Below are 20,123 nucleotides of genomic sequence, written 5' to 3'. Positions count from 1 at the left end.
CTGTAAACAGTAAGAAATTATGGTATAATAGAGACAGTGTTTATACATTGAAAGAGGAGAACATGGAAGATAAAAATATCATAAATGTCAATCTTGCTGAGGAGATGAAAACCAGCTTTCGTGACTATGCAATGTCAGTTATTGTGGCACGTGCCCTACCTGATGTACGCGATGGTTTGAAGCCAGTTCATCGCCGCATTCTTTACGGAATGAACGAGCTTGGTACAACGCCTGACAAGCCACATAAAAAATCTGCCCGTATTACCGGGGATGTCATGGGTAAATATCACCCACATGGAGATAGCTCGATTTATGAGGCAATGGTACGTATGGCTCAGTGGTGGAGTTACCGCCATATGCTGGTTGACGGACATGGGAACTTTGGTTCCATGGATGGAGACGGTGCTGCCGCTCAACGTTATACTGAAGCACGTATGTCCAAAATTGCCTTGGAGATGCTTCGAGATATCAACAAAAACACTGTTGACTTTGTTGATAACTATGATGGAACTGAGCGTGAGCCAGAGGTACTTCCAGCACGTTTTCCTAACCTCTTGGTTAACGGAACAACGGGGATTGCCGTTGGGATGGCGACAAATATCCCACCTCATAACTTAGGTGAAACAATTGATGCGGTTGATTTGCTGATGGAAAATCCAGAGGCAACAACGCGTGATTTGATGGAAGTTTTACCAGGGCCAGATTTCCCAACAGGTGCTCTGGTTATGGGGAAATCAGGTATTCGCCGTGCTTATGAGACAGGTAAAGGCTCAATTACACTTCGTGCGAAAACAGAAATCGAAGAATTACCTGGTGGTAAGGAACGTATCATAGTCACTGAGTTCCCTTATATGGTGAATAAGTCAAAAGTGCATGAGCATATTGTGCGTTTGGCACAAGAAAAGCGTATAGAAGGTATTACAGCCTGTCGTGATGAGTCAAGCCGTGAAGGTGTGCGTCTAGTGGTTGAAGTCCGTCGTGATGCATCTGCTCATGTGATTTTGAACAACTTATTCAAACTTACACAATTGCAAACATCCTTTGGTTTCAATATGTTGGCGATCGAAAAAGGGACGCCGAAGATTCTGTCATTGAAACAAATCTTGACCGACTACATCGAACACCAAATCGAAGTTGTTGAACGTCGTACGCGCTTTGATAAAGCTCGTGCAGAAGCCCGTGCGCATATCTTAGAAGGTTTGCGTATTGCCTTGGATAATATTGATCGTATGATTACAATTATCCGCGAATCTGCAACGGATGCTATTGCGCAAAAAGCGATGATGGATGAATTCCAATTGTCAGACAAACAGTCGCAAGCTATCTTGGATATGCGTTTACGTCGTTTAACAGGCTTAGAACGTGACAAGATTGAAAATGAGTATCAAGAGCTTATTGCCTTGATTGCCGATTTGGCAGACATCTTAGCTAAACCAGAACGTGTCAAAGCTATTATTCGTGAAGAGTTAGGCGAGATTAGACGTAAATTTGCAGACAAACGCCGCACAGAGCTTTTGGTGGGAGAAGTCTTGAATCTGGAAGACGAAGATTTGATCGAGGAAGAAGATGTCCTTATTACGCTCTCAAATAAAGGCTATATCAAACGTCTCAGCAATGACGAATTCCGTGCACAAAAACGTGGCGGACGTGGCGTTCAAGGTATGAATATGTCAGACGATGATTTCGTACAGCATCTTGTGTCAACAAGTACGCATGATCATTTACTCTTCTTTACAAATCTCGGACGTGTCTATCGGATGAAGGGCTATGAAATCCCTGAATACGGTCGTGCTGCTAAAGGCTTGCCAATCGTCAATCTTTTAAAACTTGATGAAGGTGAAAAAATCCAAACAGTTATTAATGTTGTGAAGTCAGATGAAGAAAGATATTTGTTCTTTACGACACGTAATGGCTTGGTCAAACGTACAAATACACAACAATTTGCAAATATCCGAACTAATGGTCTAAAAGCTTTGAATCTTCGTGAGGGTGATGAACTTATCAATGTTCTGCTTACATCAGGCAAAGAGAATATCATTATTGGTACGCATAATGGCTTCTCTGTACGATTTGAAGAAGCAGTCGTTCGTGACATGGGGCGCTCTGCCACTGGTGTTAAAGGCGTGAGCTTGCGTGAAGGCGACTTTGTCGTTGGTACAGCGATTGTTCATGATGAACAGGAAGTCTTAGTGATTTCTGAAAAAGGCTTGGGTAAGAGAACCATCGCGAGTGAATATCCAGTCAAAGGCCGTGGTGGTAAAGGGATTAAAGTCATGAATATCACTGAGCGTACAGGTAAGCTTGCTGGCTTAACTGCTATCAATGGTGATGAAGATATTATGGTCATTACCGACACAGGTGTTGTAATCCGTACAAGTGTCGACAATATCTCACAAACTGGTCGTGCAGCACAAGGTGTGAAAATCATGCGTTTAGATGATGATGCCCAAATTGTGACATTTGCTCTTGTCGAACCAGAACAGGAAGACGAAGAAGTAAGCGATACAGAGGTAACTTCAAATACGGAAGAATAAAATGAAAAAATTATTTATCTTCTTAACTGCAGCTGTCAGTATATTTTTACTGGCAGCTTGTAGTTCAAATAAGGAGACACGTGATCTTTTAGAGCAGCCAATCAAAAAGGACGCCACAACGATGGGAACTTATATCCAAGTTACTGTTTATGATAAAGGTAAGGAAAAAGCGGTTGAAGAAGCGCTAAATATTGCCAAAAAATATAACGATTGGGTATCTGTGGATCAAGCAAACTCAGTTGTTGATGAAATCAATGACAATGCTGGTATTAAACCTGTCAAAGTAAATGCCGAAATTTATCAGTTAATCAAGTTGGGATATAACTATTCTGCTAAGAATATGGGCTATGATATTACCATTGGTCCTTTGAGCAAGCTCTGGAATATTGGTTTCCCTGATGCACGAAAGCCATCACAAAGTGAAATAGACAGTGTTTTGCCGTTGATTAACTATCAATTTATTGAATTTAATGAAAAGGAGAGTACCGTCTATCTAAGAGAAAAAGGTGCCCGTTTAGATTTAGGTTCGATAGCTAAAGGTTATACAGCCATGAAGATGGTGGAAAGCCTTAAAGATAATGGCGTAACAACAGGGATTGTTGATTTGGGATCAAGTTCTATTTATGTGATAGGACACTCCCCACGTCAAACGAATGATGCGTGGACGATTGCTATAAAAGATCCTAATGATCCAGAGAAATCGCAATTGGGTATTTTAAAAGCGAGCGACCAACATGTTAATACCTCTGGTATCTATGAACGTTATCTAGAAATTGATGGGCATCGTTACTCGCATATCCTTAACCCTAAAACCGGTTTCCCATTTGATAATGATATTGCCAGTATTACTCTTTTAATCTCTGGTGAAGATGCTACAAATGGAGATGGTTTATCTACGATGATCTACGCTATGGGAACAAAAAAAGGTTATGAATATGTACAAAGCCTGAAAAATGTTCAAGCTGTGTTTGTAGACAAAGATAATAAAGTCTATATTACTGATGGTTTAAAAGATAAATTTGATTTAACCAGTGAAAACTATAAGATAGGTCAAATTAAAGACTTAAAATAGAAAGAGGCAACATGGCGAAAAAAAACAAAAGCTGGAAACGTGTGTTGGTTAATTTGCTTATTTTACTTCTCTTTCTTGTGGGTTTGGTTCTTGTTTTTAATAAGCCTATCCGAAACTGGTTAATCGGTAGAAATACGGCGCATTATCAGATACATAATGTGACGCGTGAAACGATTAAAGAAAATAAAGAAGTAAAGGGAAACTTTGACTTTGATAGCGTGGAATCAATAAGTTTTGAGCAAGTGATGCGGCATCAGTTAAACCGTCAACCGATGCCAGTAATTGGGGGAATTGCGATTCCTGATGTTGGTATTAACCTGCCAATTTTTAATGGTTTAGCTAATGAGAATCTCGCCTTTGGTGCGGGAACGATGAAAGAAGATCAAGTGATGGGGCAGGGGAATTATGCCTTAGCCAGCCATAATGTCACTGGATTTAGTAGTGATGTTAGTCTCCTCTTTACACCCCTTGAGCGTGCGAAAGAGGGCATGGTTATCTATGTCACGGACAAAAATAATATCTACCAATATCGCATCAACAAAATATCTGTTGTTTCTCCAGAACATTCTGAAGTAATCGATGATACTCCAGGAAAGACAGAGATTACCTTGGTAACTTGTGCTGATCCAGAAGCCGTCAACCGAATCATTGTGCATGGCATATTTGAGAAAAAGGTTGCTTATGATGATGCAACAAAAGAGATGACAACTGCTTTTAGCCGTAGTTATAATCAAGTACTATAATAAAAAAACTTCCAGAAAATGTTCTGGAAGTTTTTTTGAGGTTTTTATAAGTCTTGTTTGCGAAGATAGAAAATACCAATTAGACCGAAAACCAAAATTTCTATAATATGATAACCAATACTGAAGAGGCTATTATTGCTTACAAATGTCGAACTAAAATCCGAAGTGCCAACTTGTGCAAGAAAGAGGAAAAATAGACTCATTAAGACTGTTTGGAGAATACGTGAGGCAAAATTAAAAGCGATGTATACAAACAAACCAGAAGTGCTTCCGCGCGTGATAATAACAGCTAAAGCCATCGTGACCATCATTGCAATAAGTCCTAAAATGTAAGACAGAAGTCCCGAAAAAATATCGGCGGAATGAACCAACAAATCAAGCGATCGAAAGAGAGAAAAGACCGTTTCTTGGTTGAAGATAAAGAAAGTAACAAAAGGAACAACTAAGATAAGAAAAAGAGCAATTAATTGAGTCAAAATTGTTGTACCGATTTTGACAAAGTAATATTTGACCCGAGAAACACCACTGGCAATCATCAAACTCATGACTTTATTTTTGTAATCGACATTGAGTAGATGAAAAGGGTATAAGAGAGAAAAGATAGCTAGACCAATGATGGCAAAGACAGTTGTAATCAAAAGAAAAGTGAGGAGGATGGGGAAGTTTTGAAAATCAATGTTTGTCAAACTTACAGCCAACCATGAAAAGTTAAGCAATAGACTTAAAGAAATGAATACAGTAAGGACAATCATGTAGGTTTTATCCATTATGTTTTTGTACATTTCCATTTTAAAAATATTTTTGGCATTCATATTGAGTTCCTCCTATTTCACAAGTTCAATGAACTTGCTTTCTTTTTTTATCTGATAAAACTCAATATCTTGAGCAACAGCTTGCTTGAAGAACTCGCGGTAATTGTCTTCATTCATTTCAAAAATCGTCCAGTTTTCGGCTTGCTGTGAAAACTTAACGTGTAACTCCGTTAGGAAGGTGTGAAGTGCTTGAGGTTGATTTGTTTGGACACGGTAAATATAGGTCTGATTCTTCTTATGAAGATCGAATTTTTCAACAAAATTACCATTTTCTAGGACTAAAACTTCATCGGCTAGAGTTTCAATGTCTTCTTGAACATGACTTGAAATAAGGACCATTCGTCCCTCTGTCTTTAAATGAAGCAGGTAATTTTTAAACCATTCGACAGTTCCTTTATCTAGGCCACGGAAAGGTTCATCAAATATGAGGATATCTGCATCGCTCATCAGGGAAATTAGAAGAATCAGCTTTTTATTCATTCCCAAAGAATAACGGCTTACTTTTTCGTTCAGGTTGTTGTCAATATTTAATTCTTTAGCTAAGATACGTGTTCTTTCTTCATCAAAATTTCCGCGGAGGCCACCAAAATAGCGAAGATTAAACCAACCTGAATAATTTTTATAAAGTTCCATATCATCAAGAACAATACCTACAGATGTCAGTATCCTAGGATTTTCTTTAATGTTTTGGCCGTCAATCTCGATGCTGCCAGAATAGTTGGTAATAATATTGGTTAGCGTTTTAAAAAATGTCGTTTTTCCGACACCATTTCGTCCCACGATTCCATAAATTTTTCCTTGTTCGAAAGTTACAGGGGATAAATCAAGGACATTGTGCGCCTGATAAGAGAAGCGGAGATTTTGAATGTTCAGCGTCATGTTTTTCCTTCTTTCATTTTATGAATAATTCTATCATGTGTGAGTCGCTTTTACAAGCCAATCGAGCAACTGTAATCCAGTATTTACAGCTTTGTTTATTGCGAGAATTATTACGCTTAATGAAATAGAATTAAGGGGAAACAGATGTGCATGAAAGTCCCTCTTTTGTTATAATAGGAGAGCAAGACTAGACTGGAATTGAGAGAATAAATGAATCCTTTATTAAATGGAATGAATGAAAAACAAGCAGAGGCAGTACAAACTACAGAAGGACCACTTTTAATCATGGCAGGCGCGGGATCAGGAAAAACTCGTGTTTTGACACACCGTATTGCTTATCTTATCGATGAAAAAATGGTGAATCCATGGAATATTTTGGCGATTACCTTTACCAACAAAGCTGCGCGTGAGATGAGAGAACGTGCGCTTAATTTAACCCCGGCAGCTCAAGATACATTAATTGCAACATTTCACTCTATGTGTGTCCGAATCCTCCGACGTGATGCTGACCATATTGGTTATAATCGAAACTTTACGATTATTGATCCAGGGGAACAAAAAACCTTGATGAAGCGTATTTTAAAAGAAGCAAACTTGGATCCTAAAAAATGGGAACCTAAAACGATCCTTAATACAATTTCAAACGCTAAAAATGACCTTCTAGATCCAGAAGCTTACGAAGGACAAATCAACGCGCGTAATCCTTATGAGTTATTGACCGCGCGTGTTTATAAAACTTATCAAGCAGAACTGCGTAAAGCGGAGTCGATGGACTTCGATGATTTAATCATGCAAACTTTACGTCTTTTTGATAAAAATCCTGATGTTTTAGCCTATTATCAGGGTAAATTTCAATATATTCATGTTGATGAATACCAAGATACAAACCATGCACAATACCAGCTCGTCAAGTTAATGGCTCAACGTTTTAAAAATATTTGTGTTGTGGGTGATGCAGACCAGTCCATCTACGGTTGGCGTGGCGCAGATATGCAGAATATCCTTGACTTTGAAAAAGATTATCCAGATGCGAAAGTTGTTTTACTTGAAGAAAATTATCGTTCTACAAAAACAATCTTACAGGCTGCCAATAATGTGATAAATAACAATGTGAATCGTCGCCCTAAAAAATTATGGACCCAAAATAATGATGGGGAGAATATCCTTTATTACCGCGCCAATGATGAGCGGGAGGAAGCAATCTTTGCAGCTTCGACGATAAATGAGCAAGTGCAAGCTGGTCGGAAATATTCTGATTTTGCTGTCCTTTATCGGACAAATGCACAATCACGTACAATAGAAGAAGCCTTTTTGAAGTCAAATATTCCCTATAGTATGGTTGCAGGAACAAAGTTCTACTCACGTAAAGAAATTCGTGATGTTATTTCTTACCTTAACGTGATTGCCAATCCTCGAGATAATATGAGTTTCGAGCGGATCGTCAATGAACCTAAACGTGGTGTTGGTCCAAGTGCTCTGGAAAAATTGCGAAACTTTGCGGATATGCAAGGTAAGTCTTTGGCAGAGTCAACTTTGGATATTACTTTATCGGATATTCGAGGTAAAGCAGCTGGTGAAATCTACAATCTTGGACTGATCTTTGACTTCTTGCGTAGCTTTATTGAAACGTCCAGTATCACGGAGCTTGTCGAAGAAATGCTCGACCGCACGGGCTATATGAAGTTCCTACGAATGCAAGCAAATCTTGAAGCTCAGACACGGATTGAGAATATCGAAGAATTTCTCTCTGTGACAAAGAATTTTGATGAAAAGTCAGAAGTACCACTAGATGAAATGACCGGAGAACCAATCAAGGAAACTGGCTTGGACCGTTTGAGTCGTTTCCTTAATGAAGTGAGTCTTCTTTCTGAGGTTGACGAATACGAAGAAGCGAGTGATGCGGTTACCATGATGACTTTACATGCTGCAAAGGGTCTAGAATTTCCTGTTGTATTTCTTATCGGTATGGAAGAAAACATCTTCCCGCTTTCTCGTGTCAATGATGATCCTGATGAATTGGAAGAGGAACGTCGTCTCGCCTATGTGGGAATCACGCGCGCCGAAGAATTTCTTTATATGACAAATGCAAATCAACGTGTACTCTACGGTAAAACCAGCTATAACCGTCCGAGCCGTTTCATCTCGGAGATTGATGATGAATTATTGGACTATGGCGGGATTGCACGTAAGGCTAACTCAAGTTTCAATGCTAGTTATAAAACGGCTGATGGTGCGACACGATTTGGTACTGGCATGTCTATGACAGATGCTCTACATCAACGTAAAGCAGCAGTCAATCCTGGTACAGCACGTGTGATTGAAAAAGCAGATATTGCAACCGAAGACTGGACGATTGGAGACACCGCCGTCCACCGCAAATGGGGCGAAGGGATTGTGTTAGCTGTTACCGGAACTGGTAAGAACATGGAACTGAAAATTAAGTTCCCAGAAGTAGGCATGAAACGCCTTTTGGCTGCGATGGCACCTATTGAGAAAAAGGAGTAAAAATGGATAGGAAACGATGCAAATGGTGCCTTTCTTCGGAGAAGATGATTCATTATCATGATACTTATTGGGGAACCCCGGTCCATGATGATCAGGAACTTTTTGCAAAACTTGTTTTAGATATGAATCAAGCGGGCCTCTCTTGGTCAACCATTTTAAATAAACAGGAAAGCTTCTATAAAGCTTATGATCAGTTTGAGATTGAAAAAGTAGCCAGCTACAGTAAGGAAAAGGAAGAAGAACTGCGCCAAAATGCAGGGATTATCCGGAACAAGCTAAAGATAGCAGCTGCAGTCAATAATGCTCAAAAAGTTTTAGAACTTCAGAAAGAATTCGGTTCTTTTGATAAATACATCTGGTCTTTTACAGAAGGGCAAGTGTTGCAACATCAAATTACTGATGAAAGTTTAGTACCTGTCACCAATGCTTTAGCTGAAGCCATGTCTAAAGACATGAAGAAAAGAGGAATGAAATTTGTTGGTCCAACAATCATCTATGCTTACCTTCAAGCTATAGGTGTGATTAATGACCATGCCGAATATTGTTTCCGAAATAAAGAACTACTGTAAATACTAAGAGTCTGATATCGTTCAGGCTCTTTTTGATGCTTCTTAAAAATCAGTAAAATACTTGAAGTTAAGGTTTAAATTGCTTTGAGAACTCTTCCTTTTTTGATATGCTAATATTTAAAAAGGAGACGAATATCTGTTGGCTTACGGATAAAATTTTAGGCTCTTCAAAGAAGATATAGAAAAAGGAATCCTATGAACACAAAAGTACCAACCAACTGGCGGAAAAATTTTTATTTGTTTTTGATTGGTCAGCTTCTAACGGGTGTAACGTCAATGATTGTCCAATATGCGATAATTTGGTATTTAACCCTTGAAACAGGCGAAGAATCCGTTCTTGCTATTGCCACACTAGTAGGTATGTTACCTATGGCGATTCTGAGCCCTTTTGTTGGGCCGTTTATTGACCGTATCAACAAGAAATTCTTACTGATTTTTTACGATGCTGTGGTTGCAGTAATCGCTTTAGGACTATTTATTTACGGAATTAATAACGATGTTTATCCACTCTGGATGGTTTTTGTGACTATTGGTATTCGTGCGGTAGCACAGACTGCTCAGATGCCTACAGTCCAATCTATTATGCCCACAATGGTACCAGAAGAAGAAATCACTCGAGTCAATGGACAGTTCGGTATCATTCAATCTCTGATATTCATTGTTTCACCTGGGATTGGAGCATTCATGGTAGCAACTCTGCCGATTCATTGGGTTATTTTACTTGATGTGATTGGCTTCATCCTTGGTGCTGGAATGCTGCTTTTGGTTAAAATTCCGGAAGTCGCTTCACAAGGTGAAAAGATTTCTGTTATTAAGGATGCACTTGAAGGGTTTAATATTCTCCGTGAGAATAAACCGATGTGGAAAATGACTCTCATTGGCGCCCTTTTCATGTTACTTTTTATGCCCGCAATGAGTCTCTATCCTCTTGTGACCACGAAATATTTTGGAGGTACAATTGTTCATGCGGGCTGGGTTGAAGTTTTATTTGCCGCAGCGATGCTGATTGGATCTTTTGCTGTCGGTATTTTTGGAAAGACTAAGAACCGTATGCCTTGGATTATTGCTGCCTATCTTATTGTCGGCTTAAGTATCGGTGGTTCAGGCTTTCTTCCTGGAAATATGAATGGGTTTTGGATTTTCCTTGTTTTGAATGTTTTTGCTGGAATCGTGGGACAGATTTATACCACAATGAATATGGCAATTACACAGCAATCATTTGAAGCCCAGTATTTAGGACGTGTTATGGGAATAGTTTCGGCACTGATGAGTATTGCTGGGCCAGTTGGGTTAATCTTCGCTGCCCCTGTAGCAGAGTCTATAGGTGTTCAAAATATGCTCGTGATTGCAGGATTTGGAGGCATATTGTCTGCTTTCCTCTTGTATGTTACACCCTCAGTCCGGAATTATGATAAGTTCTTACAAAGAAAACTAGAAAATGAAGGACAGTGAAATAAATATCAAACCAATAGTTGAAATGGATCCCTTATGATAAAATGAAGCTATCACATCAGGAAGTAAAAAAGAAGTAAAAAAGAAAGAGGCGCTTATGGCTAACATACATCCTTATATTGCACTTAATAATACAAAAGAAGCACTCGATTATTATGAAGAAGTACTTGGTGCAAAAAATATCCGACGTGTTCCTGTCGCAGGTGAACAAGCAAAAGAATTTGGCTTGTCTGAGGAACAAGCAGCAGAAATGACAATGCACAGTCAGTTTGATATTCTAGGAACGACTGTTATGGCAGCAGATAATTTTCAACATGAAGTTTTAAGTTATACGGGAATATCGATTTTATTAGATCTTAACTCTGAAGATAAAGATGCAATGGCAGAAGCGCAAGAATTTTGGAAACACTTATCTGAGTCAGGACAAGTGACAATAAATATGCCTTTTGAAGAACAATTCTGGGGTGGCGCTATGGGAGATTTTACCGATAAATATGGTGTGCGATGGATGTTACATGCACAACCTTACTCTAAACTTGGGGAAATCTAAAAACATTATAAAAAATATATTTTCCTAAAAACGTAGCTAAAAGCTACGTTTTTATTTTCATTGATTTGTATCAGTACAGAGAAAGAAAATAAGTAAGCAGCCAGCGAGTTATGAAATTCTCGCTGAAAAATTAAGAGAGATACTCCTTTATCTGAAATAAGTCTGAAAAAGTGCTATAATTATGTATCTATGAATGGAATTTTAAATGTATATAAAGAAGCGGGTTGGACATCTTTTGATGTTGTTGCCAAACTTCGAGGAATTTTAAAAACGAAAAAAATCGGCCACGGAGGAACGCTTGATCCACAAGTGACAGGTGTGCTGCCTGTCGCCGTAGGTAAAGCCACGCGTCTTCTCGAATACATGGAGGAGGCTGGAAAAGTATACGAAGGTGAAGTGACGATCGGCTTCTCTACAGAAACAGAAGATGCTGAAGGTAAAGTCATTGAAACTACATCTGTTCCGTTAACCCTTTCGGAAAAAGAAATTGATGAAGCAATACGCCTTTTTGTTGGTGAGATTCAACAAATACCGCCGATGTATTCAGCGGTTAAGGTAAAGGGGAAGCGCCTTTACGAATATGCACGTGCGGGGGAAATAGTTGAGCGCCCCGCCCGCAATGTTACAATTAAATCATTCGTGCGGACAAGTCCGGTGACTTTTGAAAATGAATGCGCACGATTTACGTTTCGTGTAGCTTGTAGTAAGGGCACTTACATTCGTACTTTGGCAGTAGACCTCTCTGCTGCTTTGGGTTATGCTGGACATATGTCTAAGTTACAACGGACTGCGGCTAACGGATTACAGATTGATAAAGCACTGACTTTGGAAGAAATTGAGGCTTTTGTCCTTGATGATAAACTTACTGAGATATTGCAGCCCAAGGAAGTTGCAGTGTCTGATTTACCTCGTATTGATGTAACAGACGAACAGGCAGCAGCCGTGCGTGTAGGTAAAAAGTTTGAGGAGGCCGAATTTGGTGAGCTTTGTGAAGCCAAACGCTGTGCTTTCTTTTATCAAAATAAATTGATCGCTGTCTATATGAAACATCCCGAAAAACCAGGAATATTAAAACCAAATAAGGTAATAAATTAAAATGAAAACTTTGTATTTTGACGAAATTGAAAATTGGAATGAACCCACTGTTCTTGTCTTGGGCTATTTTGATGGTTTGCATCGCGGCCATCAAGCACTGTTTGCTGAGGCAAAAAAAATCGCAGCTGTTCTAAATTTGAAGATTGCCGTCTTAACTTTTCCAGAAAAACCGACACTTACTTTTCAAAAATTCGAACCAGATATGTTGCTTAAGTTAACAAGTGATAAAAAACGAGAAGCACTTTTTGCAGAAAATGGTGTGGACTATCTAGTTTTTAAAGATTTTACTTCAAGTTTTGCTAAGCAAACAGCAGAAGAGTTCTCTAAAAATATAGTGGAAAAGTTCTTGCCGAAAGTTGTTATTACTGGATTTGATCATAAAACCGGGTCAGACATGACTCAACTTAAAAGTAGTGAGCAATATAAAGTGGTTGTTGTCCCTGAGGTTGCAGATGATGAAGGAAAGATTTCTTCTACACGGATACGTGAACTTGTGAAGACTGGCGATATCGAAGCAGCAAATGAACTTTTAGGTTATCCTTATGAGACAACGGGAATAGTTGTACATGGCTTTGCTCGTGGCCGAACAATAGGTTATCCCACTGCTAATTTGGCGATTAAAGACTTTATTCACATCCCATCACCTGGTGTGTACACAGTTGATGTTCTTTGGGATGGTAAACGACAACGTGGCTTTGCTTCGATTGGCTATAATGAAACCTTTAACGGTAAAGAAAAAACAGTTGAAATTCATATTTTTGATAAAGATTTGGACTTATACGGGGAAAATTTAACAGTACTCTGGTTAGACAAGATTCGTGAGATGATTAAATTTGATAGCATCGAAGCCTTGATTGTTCAGATGAAAGACGACGAAGAAAAAGCACGTCAATATAAAGTAAAAGAAGCCTAATTTTGATTAGGTTTTTTCTGTTGCTCTTTATTCGGTTTATGAGTTGGGTGTGAGAAAGTTTAAAACGTTAATTCAAGCAGAAAGGGCTAGATTGTGATATACTTAATAAGAACAATTTTTAAGGAGAACATTAATAATGTCACGTAAACCTATTATCGCTGGTAACTGGAAATTGAATAAAAACCTCAAAGAGGTTAAAGAATTTATCGCTAACATTGACGGTAAATTGCCATCAGAAGACAAAGTAGAAGTTGCTATCGCAGCTCCTGCACTTTACCTTGTATCAATGGTACAAGAACGTGGAAATAACCCACTTAAAGTTGCAGCAGAAAATGTTTACTTTGAAAATTCAGGTGCATTCACTGGTGAAATCGCTCCAGCTATGCTTGCAGCAGAAGGAATCGAATATTCAGTAATCGGTCACAGCGAACGCCGTGAGTACTTCCACGAAACAGACGAAGACATCAACAAAAAAGCTAAAGCACTTATCGCAGCTGGTGTAACACCAATCCTTTGCTGTGGTGAAACACTTGAAACTTTTGAAGCTGGAAAAACAGCTGAATGGGTTTCAGCTCAAATCGAAGCTGGTCTTGCTGGTATCGACGGTAAAGATGTTGCAAACATGGTTATCGCTTACGAACCAATCTGGGCTATCGGTACAGGTAAAACTGCCACTGCGGAAATCGCTGACGAAACTTGTGGAGTTGTTCGTTCAACAGTTGAAAAACTTTACGGAAAAGAAGTTTCAGACGCTGTACGTATCCAATACGGTGGTTCTGTAAAACCTGAAACAGTTGCTGAACTTATGTCTAAAGAAAACATTGATGGCGCTTTGGTTGGTGGAGCTTCACTCGAAGCTGATTCATTCCTTGGCTTGCTTGAAATTTACAAATAAGATAAAAAAAAGAAACCTCGATAGGTTTCTTTTTTTTATCTTTTTATCTTTATGAAGTTTTTCTTTTACATCTATCTCTTCTTCAAATAATCTGAGTAATATTCCTTAAGGAGATTAATAATTTGCTTACCAATCAAGTAATAATCCTCTGTAGGCAAGTTGGCTTGGGAAATGCGGAGTGTACCACTAGAAGCACCAAAACCTGTCCCATCCATTAAGACAACACCATTTTTGTCAGCGAGATTGAGCAAGAACTCTAAGTAATCAAAATTTTCTTCCAAATAGATACGGAATTTTTTACCAAAACGGATTTCGGCAAGTTGATAAATATCTACGAGCGTATAATATTTAGCATTCTCTTTCGAGTTGTCTGGCTCTAATTTCATAGCTTTAAGCAAATCTTGATAGCGCTCATCGATAAGAGCATCACAAGCTTCAAAGTAAGGATCTGCCTCTTTACGATGAATCAAATGCGTAAAGGCAAAAAGAACTTCCATGATTTGTTGCGGTGTAGAGAGGCCAGCTGTGTGATAAAGACCAACAGAACGTGAATCAGCAACAATACGTTCGATAAATGGCAACTCTTTAGTGTCATGTGTTACAATATCATAGCGCTTGTCTAGTTTCTCAATATCCTCAGGATCAAGTTCAGAGATAAGACGATCAAAGACATTATCTTCCTGCATAGCAATAAGCCCTAAACGCCAACCTGTTGCACCAAAAAGTTTTGAGAAAGAATAAACGAGAATGGTATTATAAGGGACAACACTATAAACAGATTGGAAATCTTGAACAAAGGTTCCATAGACATCGTCTGTAATAATGATAAGATCCGGATTTTTTTCAACAGCTCGTTTTAAAGCGTCAAGTGTTTCTTGACTGAATGCTTTAGAACCCGGATTTGATGGATTAACTAAGAAGAATGCCTTAATTTCAGGATCTGATAATTTTTCGATTTCTGTTTCGGGAATGCTCCAATTATCACTTTCATCTGAAGTAATCAAGGTTTCGACGAGATTGAACTCACTTAGACCAGGAAGTTGCAAGTAAGGTGTAAAGATAGGTGTGTTAATAGCGATTTTATCACCTGGAACAACTAATTTATTACGCTTGAGTGAGTTGAAGATATAGACAATCGCAGCTGTACCACCTTCCGTTGGGAAGATTTGTGTCTTATCTTCGAGATGAACGCCATTATACAGAATTTTTTCCATAAAACGGTTCAAGACAATTTCGGTATTTCTCAGACAGCGGCTAGGAACAGGATAGTTATTTCCGATAGCGCCATCGATAAATTCCTTAATCACATCGTCAATATTGAGTTTAAGATCAATTTCGATATAATCCATGACATCAATCAAAAATTTGTCAATCTCATCATCGTCAGGTTCTAAGAATGCTTCAAAACGTTGCCCAATACCTTTCAATGTCGTATATCCAGCCATATCAGCTTTTTCAATCGTACGAAGGGAGTCTTTAATACCAAATTCAATTAAGCGATTAAAGGCTAAACGTGCTTTAGTATTAATCCAGTTTGGATTACCGCGACCGGCATTCAAAAAGATATTGGCTTTTTTATTTTTTTCTGCCAGTTTAAGCATTTCAAAGCTAACTTCAAAAGCTCCTAAACCGGTGTAATCATTAATGGTAACTTCTTTTTCCATGTGTTCTCCCATTTAAATTTATTGAACTTTTGTTATTAATTATAACACAAAGAGAGCAAAAGTAGTTATAAGTATCAAACTGGTGAAAATAAGGCTATTCTTACATTACCGAAGATTTTCTATAGAAGTGGTAATTGTTCACTGTTTAGTAAATTTACAGACAGAAAAAGGTCAAAAGCATTATGATATAAGCTGTCTCACTTTTTTGAAAGCCTAGTTTAGGATAAGAAAATTTATTTATCTTATCCTCTTCATTGAATAAAAATCTTGATTATAGAAACTTTTCATGGTATTATTACAGCCTCTCATGTACATTAGGTTAAAAAGTCTGATAGGTATAACGTTTTAGGGATTGAATATGATATACTTTAGTTATCAAACATTATGGAGTAAAAGATGGCATTGCATACTTATGAATTTTATAAAAATAGAAGACACGATCCGAAATGGAGAAGTGCTTATATAAAATTCAGGAATCAGCGGATAATTCAGATGATAATTGGGATTATCGTCGTGTTATTTCTATTAACTCTTGCAGCACTATTCTTAAACTATATGACTACTTATAATTTGACATCGAACGATTTAAATTTAGAGGTAGCTAAAGATTTCTTTGGCTACTGCCTAAGATCATTTGGACGAGCTATTGATAAAATATCTAGTCTGTTTTAATAGTGTCTAAGTTAAATATATTTTTAAAATGAGAGCGTTCGATCGATTAATCGAACATTTTTTTGTTACAATAGTAAGATATGAGTTTTTACCAGTAAAGGAGAGCGGCGAGATGGCATATTTACTTCTTCTAAGTGCTGCTGTTACCTTGTATTTTGCTTTAGGCTACGTTAAAGCAATACTCAAAGGCTGGGTGATTCCCAATAAAGTAACTTGGTTTCTCTGGGCTTTAGCGCCAATGATTGCTTTTTTTGCCACCTTTTCTTCGTCGGGGTTTAGCCTTGGTCAAATTCCTGTTTTCATGGCTGGCTTTACGCCCTTACTTGTTTTTGGCGCTTCCTTTATAAATAAGCAGTCTTTTTGGAAAATAACCTTTTTTGACTTGTCCTGTGGAATAGTTTCACTGATCACCTTAGTTATCTGGTATTTGACACAGAATTCTAATGTGGCGATTTTATTGGCCATCATGAGTGATGCTTTAGCAGCTTTGCCTACCTTGATTAAAGCTTGGAGATATCCTGAAACTGAAAGCATTAAGCCCTTTGCTGCGGGAATAGTGACCACGGGAATTGCCCTTCCCGCTACAAGTACTTGGGATTTTGCACACCTTGCTTTCCCTGTTTATCTTTTTCTGCTTAACATCTTAATGACAGTGATTTTAAAAGTGAAAGATAAGTCAATAAAAATAGAATAAAGTGAAATCTGTAAAAATTATAAAACAAATAATGAAGAGGTAATAAAGTGAAAAAGAACGAAACAAAAGCAGCTTATATACATATCCCTTTTTGCTCACATATTTGTTACTATTGTGATTTTGCTAAAGTTTTGATGACGGGACAACCGGTCGAAGCTTACATCGATGAGTTGCTTAAAGAGTATGATAGCTATGGTATTAGTAGTTTAAAAACGCTCTATATTGGGGGCGGAACACCTAGTGTTTTGCCTGCAGATCAACTTGAAAAATTACTCACGCATTTGACGAAAAATCTTGATTTAGAAGAACTTGAAGAGTTCACGGTGGAAGCAAACCCTTCTGATTTAACAGATGAAGTTCTTGCTGTTTTAGCGGATTCGCCTGTGAATCGTATCTCACTTGGCGTACAATCCTTTGATAATAAACTCTTGAAAAAAATTGGGAGAACACATACTGAAGCAGAAGTCTATTCTTCAATAGAAAGACTACGTGCTGCCGGATTTGAAAACATCACGATAGATTTAATATATGGCTTACCGAACCAAACAATGGAAATGGTTGAGAGGGATGTTCATAAATTCTTAGAATTGGACCTTCCCCATGTTGCCTTATATAGCCTGATTCTAGAAGATCATACAGTATTCATGAATCGTCAACGTCGTGGACGCCTCCGTTTACCATCTGATGATCGCAATGCGGATATGTATGAGTATATTATTGAAACGCTGACTTCTAAAGGTTATTCACATTATGAAGTTTCAAACTTTGGAAAAGTCGGCTATGAAAGTAAGCACAATATGACCTATTGGGATAATGCGGAATACTATGGCGTTGGAGCTGGAGCTTCAGGTTATCTTGATGGCATTCGTTATAAAAATCATGGACCTGTTCATCATTATTTACGCGAGGAAAATAAACGCGTAAATGAAGAAGTATTGACAAGGAAACAAATGATTGAAGAGGAAATGTTTCTAGGATTACGTAAAAAAAATGGTGTATCTATAGAACGTTTCCAAAAGAAATTTGGCCAAACACTTGAAGAAGTTTATGGTGCAGTTATTGCGAAATTAAAGATTCAAAAGATGTTGTTTGAAGCTGATGGACGTATACGGATGACAGAAAAAGGATTTGAATTAGGAAATGAAGTTTTTGAACAATTTTTGTTAGATTAAGTATGTATATCTGAAAAAAATTGTCCTAATCTGTGTTACAATAGTGTGAATGAAGAGTGAAAATAGTAATATGAGAAAAAAGCTTACCCCTCTGGCAACCGTGATTGTTGCTGGAATTTTTACTGCTCTGGTCTTTGTTTTTGGTAACTTAAGGTATCAGGTTCCCGAGATGGCATCGACGCATGAAAAAGAGGAAACGGTGGTTGTAAATAAATCATTAAGCAACGAAGATGTTGATTTAAACCGATTTGTAGTGGATATCTCCGCATGGCAACGACCAGAAGATATTGATTATAATTTAATGAGTCAAGAAGTCATTGGTGCTGTCGTACGTGTACAGACAGGAAAGTCAAGTAAGGACAATGCAGCAGCTTATAAAAGTGGTGAAGATCGTCAATTTAAAACGCACATGAGCGAATTGCAAAAGCGTGGTGTTCCTGTTGCTGTATATGCCTATGTCAATGGTAAAAATGTTGAAGAGATGAAAGAACAGGCACGTCTTTTTTATGAGCGCGCTCATCCTTTTAAACCAACGTATTATTGGCTGGATATTGAAGAGGTCAGCATGGATAACATGAGCGAAGGTGTGGATGCTTTCCGTGAGGAGCTTAAGAGCCTAGGTGCAAAGAATATAGGTATCTATGCTCAAGATTGGTTCTTGACTGACCATAAGATTGATTCTAGTCATTTTAGCTCAATTTGGATGGCTGATTATGGTCGAAATACGGGAATGTGGGATACATCTCCTAAAACGGATTTGAACTATGATATGCACCAATTCACGGACCGTGGACAATTGTCGAGCTATGGTGGGCATTTAGATTTAAACATGATTCGTACGCAAGAACAGTACGATAAACTTTTTAGAAATCCCTAATAAGATAAAGGGAAGTAGCAGTAGACGAAAGTCTATTTTCTTTATGTTATTTTTGAGATAATAAGAAACGAAACAATTGAACAAGTAATAAGATAAAATCAGGAGCGAAGATGGCAAAGAAAAAACAAACAGGATTGAAGGCAGGGGCGGGTATTCTAGGGACAGTTATTGTTCTTGGTTTAGGATTTCTAAAGTCAAATCCAGAAATACTGTCGACAGTTACAGGAACACCCTCGCTGAATCAGCCAGCACAAAGCCAGCAACTTAAAAATTTTAGCAAGGTCGATTATGGCAGTATCAAAGACAAAGTGCCGACACAGTCTTTAGCACAATCGGTTTTAACACCTTCAATTAAAAAGAATCTCAAAGATTCAGTAACTTACAATGGGACAGGTGCTTTTATTGTCAATGACAATAAAACAGATTTGGATGCAAAAGTTAATAGTGCACCTTATGTCCAACTGGCTAAGCAAGATGCTTTAGGCCGTCCTAAACTTGCCAATGCGCTTCTCAATAAGACGAGTCGTCAGTACAAAAACCGTTCAGAAACAACGGGAGCAGATGGGAAGTCTAACAGTGCGAAAATAAATCCTGTAGGCTGGAAACAACTCATGATTCCTTCCGGTTCATACAGCACACTCTATAACCGAGGACATTCGATTGGCTACGCGCTAGCAGGAAATATCAAAGGCTTTGATGCCTCAGAAGCAAACCCACAAAATATCAGTACACAAACCGCTTGGGCCAACCAAGCAAGTAATGGCAATGACGAAAATACAGGACAGAACTACTATGAAGGATTAGTCCGCAAAGCTCTCGATAAGAATAAAACAGTCCGCTATCGCGTAGAACCTATGTATGACGGGAACGATCTTGTTCCTTCCGGTACGCATATGGAAGCTAAGTCGAAAGATGGAAGCTTAGAGTTTAATGTTTTCATCCCTAATGTCCAGCCTGGGATTCAAATTGATTACGCCTCAGGTAAGGGAACAATATTGCAGTAGAATTGTATACTCACTATTAAA

At 38.2% G+C, this 20,123-nt stretch carries 17 protein-coding genes; 14 read left to right on the top strand and 3 right to left on the bottom strand.

Features of this window, described 5'->3' with window-relative positions; all coding sequences use genetic code 11:
• Nucleotides 1-62 precede the first annotated feature (62 nt).
• Genes gyrA through KJS37_RS08230 form a run of 3 tightly spaced genes read left to right on the top strand, consistent with a single transcriptional unit; the run spans nucleotide 63 to nucleotide 4,349 of the window.
• Complete coding sequence (gene gyrA / locus KJS37_RS08240; protein ID WP_213496813.1) at nucleotides 63-2,534, top strand: DNA gyrase subunit A; 2,472 nt, start codon at nucleotides 63-65, stop codon at nucleotides 2,532-2,534.
• Between the two features lies 1 nt (nucleotide 2,535).
• Nucleotides 2,536-3,606 (top strand): FAD:protein FMN transferase, encoded by a 1,071-nt coding sequence (locus KJS37_RS08235; protein WP_165712094.1) that lies wholly within the window; start codon nucleotides 2,536-2,538, stop codon nucleotides 3,604-3,606.
• An 11-nt stretch (nucleotides 3,607-3,617) separates the two neighbouring features.
• Nucleotides 3,618-4,349 (top strand): class A sortase, encoded by a 732-nt coding sequence (locus tag KJS37_RS08230; RefSeq protein WP_165712093.1) that lies wholly within the window; start codon nucleotides 3,618-3,620, stop codon nucleotides 4,347-4,349.
• Between the two features lie 44 nt (nucleotides 4,350-4,393).
• On the opposite strand, the gene KJS37_RS08225 is transcribed toward KJS37_RS08230, so the two are convergent.
• Both KJS37_RS08225 and KJS37_RS08220 read right to left on the bottom strand, forming a co-directional pair.
• Nucleotides 4,394-5,161: an ABC transporter permease gene (locus KJS37_RS08225; protein WP_017369800.1), complete on the bottom strand. Its 768-nt coding sequence runs from the start codon at nucleotides 5,159-5,161 to the stop codon at nucleotides 4,394-4,396.
• Between the two features lie 12 nt (nucleotides 5,162-5,173).
• Nucleotides 5,174-6,040, bottom strand: a complete 867-nt coding sequence (locus KJS37_RS08220) for an ABC transporter ATP-binding protein (protein ID WP_213432332.1) — start codon at nucleotides 6,038-6,040, stop codon at nucleotides 5,174-5,176.
• Between the two features lie 210 nt (nucleotides 6,041-6,250).
• Between KJS37_RS08220 and pcrA the strand changes: the two genes are divergently transcribed.
• The 7 genes from pcrA to tpiA all read left to right on the top strand — a co-directional run bounded on the left by pcrA (nucleotide 6,251) and on the right by tpiA (nucleotide 14,019).
• Nucleotides 6,251-8,545, top strand: coding sequence for a DNA helicase PcrA (gene pcrA / locus KJS37_RS08215; protein WP_213496811.1), 2,295 nt, complete (start codon nucleotides 6,251-6,253; stop codon nucleotides 8,543-8,545).
• Between the two features lie 2 nt (nucleotides 8,546-8,547).
• Nucleotides 8,548-9,114 carry a DNA-3-methyladenine glycosylase I gene (locus tag KJS37_RS08210; RefSeq protein ID WP_165714144.1) on the top strand — a complete coding sequence of 189 codons (567 nt, stop codon included), beginning with the start codon at nucleotides 8,548-8,550 and terminating at the stop codon, nucleotides 9,112-9,114.
• A gap of 195 nt (nucleotides 9,115-9,309) precedes the next feature.
• Nucleotides 9,310-10,566 carry a multidrug efflux MFS transporter Mdt(A) gene (gene mdt(A), locus KJS37_RS08205; protein ID WP_017369796.1) on the top strand — a complete coding sequence of 419 codons (1,257 nt, stop codon included), beginning with the start codon at nucleotides 9,310-9,312 and terminating at the stop codon, nucleotides 10,564-10,566.
• A 97-nt stretch (nucleotides 10,567-10,663) separates the two neighbouring features.
• A complete protein-coding gene (locus tag KJS37_RS08200; RefSeq protein WP_165712088.1) occupies nucleotides 10,664-11,116 on the top strand; it encodes a VOC family protein in 453 nt (150 codons plus the stop codon).
• 189 nt (nucleotides 11,117-11,305) lie between these two features.
• Nucleotides 11,306-12,211 carry a tRNA pseudouridine(55) synthase TruB gene (gene truB / locus KJS37_RS08195; RefSeq protein ID WP_213496809.1) on the top strand — a complete coding sequence of 302 codons (906 nt, stop codon included), beginning with the start codon at nucleotides 11,306-11,308 and terminating at the stop codon, nucleotides 12,209-12,211.
• A gap of 1 nt (nucleotide 12,212) precedes the next feature.
• Nucleotides 12,213-13,124, top strand: coding sequence for a bifunctional riboflavin kinase/FAD synthetase (locus tag KJS37_RS08190; RefSeq protein WP_165714147.1), 912 nt, complete (start codon nucleotides 12,213-12,215; stop codon nucleotides 13,122-13,124).
• A 136-nt stretch (nucleotides 13,125-13,260) separates the two neighbouring features.
• On the top strand, nucleotides 13,261-14,019 hold the full coding sequence (gene tpiA, locus KJS37_RS08185; RefSeq protein WP_004258230.1) for a triose-phosphate isomerase: 759 nt from the start codon (nucleotides 13,261-13,263) through the stop codon (nucleotides 14,017-14,019).
• A 71-nt stretch (nucleotides 14,020-14,090) separates the two neighbouring features.
• On the opposite strand, the gene KJS37_RS08180 is transcribed toward tpiA, so the two are convergent.
• Nucleotides 14,091-15,683: a bifunctional aspartate transaminase/aspartate 4-decarboxylase gene (locus KJS37_RS08180; RefSeq protein WP_017369792.1), complete on the bottom strand. Its 1,593-nt coding sequence runs from the start codon at nucleotides 15,681-15,683 to the stop codon at nucleotides 14,091-14,093.
• A 784-nt stretch (nucleotides 15,684-16,467) separates the two neighbouring features.
• On the opposite strand from KJS37_RS08180, the gene KJS37_RS08175 reads away from it, so the two are divergent.
• The 4 genes from KJS37_RS08175 (at nucleotide 16,468) to KJS37_RS08160 (ending at nucleotide 20,102) form a co-directional block, all read left to right on the top strand.
• Nucleotides 16,468-17,049 carry a hypothetical protein gene (locus tag KJS37_RS08175; protein WP_213496807.1) on the top strand — a complete coding sequence of 194 codons (582 nt, stop codon included), beginning with the start codon at nucleotides 16,468-16,470 and terminating at the stop codon, nucleotides 17,047-17,049.
• Between the two features lie 47 nt (nucleotides 17,050-17,096).
• On the top strand, nucleotides 17,097-18,221 hold the full coding sequence (gene hemW, locus KJS37_RS08170) for a radical SAM family heme chaperone HemW (RefSeq protein ID WP_213496805.1): 1,125 nt from the start codon (nucleotides 17,097-17,099) through the stop codon (nucleotides 18,219-18,221).
• Between the two features lie 70 nt (nucleotides 18,222-18,291).
• Entirely contained in the window at nucleotides 18,292-19,098 is an 807-nt protein-coding gene (locus KJS37_RS08165) for a GH25 family lysozyme (protein WP_017369788.1), read from the top strand.
• Between the two features lie 110 nt (nucleotides 19,099-19,208).
• Nucleotides 19,209-20,102, top strand: a complete 894-nt coding sequence (locus KJS37_RS08160; protein WP_213496802.1) for a DNA/RNA non-specific endonuclease — start codon at nucleotides 19,209-19,211, stop codon at nucleotides 20,100-20,102.
• The last annotated feature ends 21 nt before the right edge of the window (nucleotides 20,103-20,123 follow it).

Origin of the sequence: Lactococcus formosensis, assembly GCF_018403745.1 — a bacterium.
GTDB lineage: Bacteria > Bacillota > Bacilli > Lactobacillales > Streptococcaceae > Lactococcus > Lactococcus formosensis.
The sequence above is the reverse complement of the archived record's forward strand: the minus strand, read 5'-3'. Positions and strand labels throughout refer to the sequence as shown.

Coding starts and splice junctions, on each gene's coding strand:
- gyrA (WP_213496813.1), top strand. CDS start 63: ATGGAAGATAAAAATATCATAAATGTCAATCTTGCTGAGGAGATGAAA.
- KJS37_RS08235 (WP_165712094.1), top strand. CDS start 2,536: ATGAAAAAATTATTTATCTTCTTAACTGCAGCTGTCAGTATATTTTTA.
- KJS37_RS08230 (WP_165712093.1), top strand. CDS start 3,618: ATGGCGAAAAAAAACAAAAGCTGGAAACGTGTGTTGGTTAATTTGCTT.
- KJS37_RS08225 (WP_017369800.1), bottom strand. CDS start 5,161: ATGAATGCCAAAAATATTTTTAAAATGGAAATGTACAAAAACATAATG.
- KJS37_RS08220 (WP_213432332.1), bottom strand. CDS start 6,040: ATGACGCTGAACATTCAAAATCTCCGCTTCTCTTATCAGGCGCACAAT.
- pcrA (WP_213496811.1), top strand. CDS start 6,251: ATGAATCCTTTATTAAATGGAATGAATGAAAAACAAGCAGAGGCAGTA.
- KJS37_RS08210 (WP_165714144.1), top strand. CDS start 8,548: ATGGATAGGAAACGATGCAAATGGTGCCTTTCTTCGGAGAAGATGATT.
- KJS37_RS08200 (WP_165712088.1), top strand. CDS start 10,664: ATGGCTAACATACATCCTTATATTGCACTTAATAATACAAAAGAAGCA.
- truB (WP_213496809.1), top strand. CDS start 11,306: ATGAATGGAATTTTAAATGTATATAAAGAAGCGGGTTGGACATCTTTT.
- KJS37_RS08190 (WP_165714147.1), top strand. CDS start 12,213: ATGAAAACTTTGTATTTTGACGAAATTGAAAATTGGAATGAACCCACT.
- tpiA (WP_004258230.1), top strand. CDS start 13,261: ATGTCACGTAAACCTATTATCGCTGGTAACTGGAAATTGAATAAAAAC.
- KJS37_RS08180 (WP_017369792.1), bottom strand. CDS start 15,683: ATGGAAAAAGAAGTTACCATTAATGATTACACCGGTTTAGGAGCTTTT.
- KJS37_RS08175 (WP_213496807.1), top strand. CDS start 16,468: ATGGCATATTTACTTCTTCTAAGTGCTGCTGTTACCTTGTATTTTGCT.
- KJS37_RS08165 (WP_017369788.1), top strand. CDS start 18,292: ATGAGAAAAAAGCTTACCCCTCTGGCAACCGTGATTGTTGCTGGAATT.
- KJS37_RS08160 (WP_213496802.1), top strand. CDS start 19,209: ATGGCAAAGAAAAAACAAACAGGATTGAAGGCAGGGGCGGGTATTCTA.